Source organism: uncultured Nostoc sp. (assembly GCF_964247315.1).
In the GTDB taxonomy this organism is placed as follows: Bacteria; Cyanobacteriota; Cyanobacteriia; order Cyanobacteriales; family Nostocaceae; genus Nostoc.
In genome coordinates, this window is record NZ_CAXTTT010000234.1 from 1 (window position 1) to 3,911 (window position 3,911).

The following is a 3,911-nucleotide window of genomic DNA, read 5'->3' on the forward strand; positions in this document are numbered from 1 at the left end:
ATTCCCGAATCTATGCAGAAACCCAAAAACCCTTCCCCTCTGCCCCTCTGCCCCCTTGCTCCTCTGCTGCCTTAATAATAAGTCTTTAACCGGACATGATATAAAGCCATTTTTGGTCAAAGTTACAAATCCCTAGCTGGCATTTCATAGTAATTGCGATCGCCATCAGCAGTCCGCTTCTCTTGAGCAATCACCTGCTCAATGCTTTGGTAAAAGTCAAACATCACGATTGATTTGGGCTGATTCTAGTGCTCTTTAAAGAAACACTTTGCGTAAAATTTATGTAGCAAAGATTTGACAAGATGGATGATTTTGCGTAACTGGAGAAATTGGCACAAGTTCAAGACCAAGAGCATAAGCTTTGTTTCTGAGATTTTTGAGGACTTGCTCGTTGTATTTTCGCTCGTAGTAGTCCATACCAAGGTCAGAGTAAAGTCCTGTGGTTATCCACATTTGGTAGAACATACGTGCTTTTTTTATGGGCGGTAACGGTAATCGCTTTGGCGGCATCCAAGCGCGATCGCAAGCGGCGATAAAAAGCATCACTAGCAGAACGACTTTGCGTCAGCGAAAAAGCCGCCATTCTCCAAGCGTTGGCTTGCGGTTGGCTTTTTTCGACGTTTTTTATTTGTGATTGGTGGTATTACGGCTAAAAAAGAAGGTTATGGTTCAATTAGTAAGGGAGGTAATGGTTTAATATTACACCGCACTCAGCCAACCGCCGATGCAATTGTTATCCTCAATCCCCTTCAACTTCGCATTTTGAAAGCTAAATCACCCAAACTACCCAATACATTAACTAGTTAGTTGGGCTGTGCAAGCGTTGGCGCAGCCCGCCGCAGGCATGGCTCGTTTAAGGGGCTACTTAGAAGATCGACATAAAACTCCTATTGGTATCCAGGTAGTGTGGCGAGGCTGGTTAAAATTGCACGATTTTTGTGAGGGTTGGCAGCTTGCAAAAGAGACTTAACGGGAAAAGTCAGATGCATTAACAATGCAAGCCGATGTATTAACAATGTGAGCCGATGCATTCGCATTGCGGGTGAAGTTTTGATATCTACTTCATGCACTGGAAACCGCTATAAAAGAATACGGCAACAGAAATAGACCTTTGAGAGTCTTGAAAAAATAGGTTTTAAATCCCTTGGTATTTAACTATATAATTTGATACACGTTGCCCACAATTATTTGAGTTGGGATCGATGATTATCGCAAATTAAAGGCTTTAACACCGAACGTTAACACGTAGCTCAGAGTTAGAGCCACTTCGCCTTTGCTCAGTTACCCTGTGGTAAGCAAGTTACAGTCGGAGTTTAAATCCCTGTCTGAAACTTTTTTGAATTTTGAATTTGTTCATCTACTGGTAGGTATGTCTAACTGTCCCTTGAACGTTGCAAGATCAACATTATTTTGGCGGCGCTTATGCGCTATTGTTTTTACTAGTAGTTTGTTGCTCCCAAACTTGGGAAGCGAACTAGTAAGGGCGCAAGTAACTGAGTATTGTCAGTTACCATCAGCTGCGGCGCAACAAAAAGAAAACTTACGTTTGTCAGCCCTCAAAGGCAAACAAGATGCTCAAACGCGCTACCAAAGCATAATACAAGAACAAGCACAGAAATTAAAGGAATGTCGCTCTCGGACTTGGCCGCAAACCCAAGCCATTTGGTTACGCTTATATCCCTGCGACATTCAGCCAGGAATAATCGATCAGATTATGGATCGGATTGTTAATCGTGGCTATAACCAAGTTTATATAGAAGTATTTTACGATGGGCAGGTACTTTTACCAGCAAGAGCTAACCCGACGGTTTGGCCTGCTGTGATTCGCACTCCAGGGGCAGAAAATATTGATATACTCGCTACGGCAATTAAAAAAGGTCGGCAACGTGGTTTGAAGGTCTATGCCTGGATGTTTACCACAAATTTCGGTTATACTTACGCCCAGCGCCCAGATAGAGAAAGTGCGATCGCTCGTAATGGCAAAGGTCAAACCAGCCTATATGTGGTAGATAATGGTTCTCAATTATTTATCGATCCCTACAATCTGCAAGCAAAACGCGATTATTACCAATTAGTACAACAAGTTTTGCGCCGTCGCCCAGATGGCTTGTTATTGGATTACGTGCGCTATCCCCGCCAAGCAGGAAGTGATTCTATCGCCACCAAAGTTTCAGATTTATGGCTATTTAGTCCCGCAACCCAAGAAGCTTTATTTAAACGGGCACAGAATTATAAAGGACTGGACTTGATTCGCCGCTTTTTGAGTAGGGGATTCGTCAGCGTCGGAGATGTCGCGGAAGTTGATAAACTTTATCCCCAGGAAGGGGAACCCCTCTGGCAAGGACGTACTCTCCCACTAGCGCAAAAGTCAATCCTGTCTGCAACCGATAGACAACCAGTTTTACAATGGGAGTTGTGGCAGCTAGCAGTTGCCCACGCCATGCAAGGAATTCTAGATTTTGTCACCATCGCTAGTTACCCAGCAAAGCAGCAAGGTATTTCTACGGGAGTGGTGTTTTTTCCTAATGGCAACCAAACTGTCGGACAAGGGTATGATTCCCGTTTGCAACCTTGGGATCGGTTCCCCAGTACATTAGAGTGGCATCCTATGGCTTATGGGAATTGCGGTAATGTTAGTTGTATCGTGTCGCAAGTGCAACGGGTTTTGAGTATGGCAAAACCGGGTACGCGTATAATCCCGGCTTTAGCTGGTCAGTGGGGAAAATCTGTCAGTAATCGTCCATCCCTAGAAGTGCAAATGCAGGCACTTCGACAATTTGCCCCCCAACTGAAGGGAGTTAGCCACTTTGCCTATTCTTGGCAATATCCTCAAAGTGATAGCGATCGCAAATTCTGTCGAGTTAAGTAGAGTTTTTGTAGAATTAGTGAAAAGGGATTGAATTTCTCTTTCAACTTTAAACTTATAGAATCACCCACTTTACAAATTCATACCAAATATAGTGAACACATTCATAACTACAGCTTAAGTATAGTGTGCAGCGAGTCGTTGGAATGCCGACGGTGTTGGACTACCTGCGAGGTGCTGGCGTATCATCTCGGCACACGCACCTGGACTTAACAAAGAGGTATCAACTTCAAGGTCATAGATGCCAGGGATATGAACTTCACGTTGCCATAACTGAACTGGATGTGGTATTGGAGAGTCGGCTGTACTTCCCACGTTCCACCCCGTGTTTTGTCGTCGTTCCATAACAATCTCGATGGGGCAGTGAACGCCTACAAACAAGACTGGTAATCCTTTCAAACGTCGGGCACTATCAGCCAGAATGCCTCGCTTCATTGCGTAGGCGTCATGGTGTCCGACATCAACCACTACATTTAGACCCAAGCGGCTGTGGGCAGCGATAGACTCATACATGGCGCTGTAAAGAATGGGAACAAGGGGTTCGATGTCCTGGCGTTCTCCCCCTGGCCGCAGACCGATCCCAGGCAGGTATCGTGCGGGAGTCATTTGCATAAATCTATCAACACCCAAATTCATCCATAGACCATCAAATGTCTCCTGAATCACTGCGACAATGCTCGACTTCCCCGATCGCGGAACACCATTCAGGATGATAATCTGTCCTAGCTCCTGTGTCTGCCCCATGATTGTTGCTCCTCACATTTTTATATCTGTACTTTAGACTAAGAAGCACAAAATGACTCAGGGAAGCTGAGTTGAGAAGAACCAATACAAAAAATCTAAAAGATGAGAAATCAAGCAGATTTCTGCGCTGATTTAGCTGAAGTGGAAGTATGCTTTTTAACAAAAAGATAGCGAATTCTACACATTAAAACAAAAAGCGCTCTCCTTTTACGGAGAGCGCTCTCTTATTTAGCTAAACTTTACTATTTAACCGTTAATAGCAGGAGCGGTAAGAGCTACAGGAGCAAGATCGCCAGCAGCC

General features: G+C 44.4%; 5 protein-coding genes. 2 read left to right on the forward strand and 3 right to left on the reverse strand.

Annotated features, from left to right (window positions below):
- Positions 1-279: 279 nt before the first annotated feature.
- Positions 280-546, reverse strand: a complete 267-nt coding sequence (locus ACFE93_RS34110) for a hypothetical protein (RefSeq protein ID WP_375480484.1) — start codon at positions 544-546, stop codon at positions 280-282.
- Positions 547-630: 84 nt separating this feature from the next.
- Between ACFE93_RS34110 and ACFE93_RS34115 the strand changes: the two genes are divergently transcribed.
- Positions 631-807: a hypothetical protein gene (locus ACFE93_RS34115; protein ID WP_375480486.1), complete on the forward strand. Its 177-nt coding sequence runs from the start codon at positions 631-633 to the stop codon at positions 805-807.
- A gap of 80 nt (positions 808-887) precedes the next feature.
- Here the strand turns inward: ACFE93_RS34115 and ACFE93_RS34120 are convergent, their stop codons facing one another.
- Complete coding sequence (locus tag ACFE93_RS34120) at positions 888-1,070, reverse strand: hypothetical protein (protein WP_375480488.1); 183 nt, start codon at positions 1,068-1,070, stop codon at positions 888-890.
- Positions 1,071-1,369: 299 nt separating this feature from the next.
- On the opposite strand from ACFE93_RS34120, the gene ACFE93_RS34125 reads away from it, so the two are divergent.
- Positions 1,370-2,869, forward strand: coding sequence for a family 10 glycosylhydrolase (locus ACFE93_RS34125; protein WP_375480490.1), 1,500 nt, complete (start codon positions 1,370-1,372; stop codon positions 2,867-2,869).
- A gap of 114 nt (positions 2,870-2,983) precedes the next feature.
- Here the strand turns inward: ACFE93_RS34125 and ACFE93_RS34130 are convergent, their stop codons facing one another.
- Positions 2,984-3,610: a chloramphenicol phosphotransferase CPT family protein gene (locus tag ACFE93_RS34130; protein ID WP_375480492.1), complete on the reverse strand. Its 627-nt coding sequence runs from the start codon at positions 3,608-3,610 to the stop codon at positions 2,984-2,986.
- Positions 3,611-3,911 lie beyond the last annotated feature (301 nt).